The organism is Helicobacter mehlei (assembly GCF_007280785.1).
Lineage (GTDB): Bacteria > Campylobacterota > Campylobacteria > Campylobacterales > Helicobacteraceae > Helicobacter > Helicobacter mehlei.
Genome location: NZ_VKGC01000073.1, coordinates 1 through 461 on the forward strand (window position 1 = coordinate 1; position 461 = coordinate 461).

The window sequence follows — 461 nt, forward strand, 5'->3', positions numbered from 1 at the left end:
GTTTGAATTTGACTTTTCTAAAGGCTCTTGGGTGGGTTTCCCCTCTGTGGGCGATTTTCTGACTAATACGGACTTTTCCGAACTTTGGGCGCTATCAGATTTAACCATGTATGAGGTGAAGTCGCTTATATCTAAATCTAAATCCTGAGCGATTTGGCGACTCTTTAACTTTAGATTTTCTAATTCTTGGGGCGTTAGCTTTGCCAATTCTTGGGGGTCTCGCATAATATGATAGATCGGGTCTAACTCTTTTTTAGTCCCCCAACTGCTGTTAGTGTGTAGCTGGACCTCGCTAGGAATGCCCTTGTAAGTGAATTGCACATGCAAGCCCTTATATTGGCTACTTCTGTGGTGGAACTCTATAATGGGCTCTATGCCCTGCGCTCTTAAACTATCCTCAACATGGGTCAATTGCCCGTTAAGATGTCCCCTATCCTCCACCCTAATGGCCGCTCTTAAAA

General features: G+C 44.3%; 1 pseudogene. It reads right to left on the bottom strand.

What is annotated here, in order from left to right:
- Window positions 1–461, bottom strand: a pseudogene (locus FNE76_RS08370) (hypothetical protein); the annotation flags it as partial.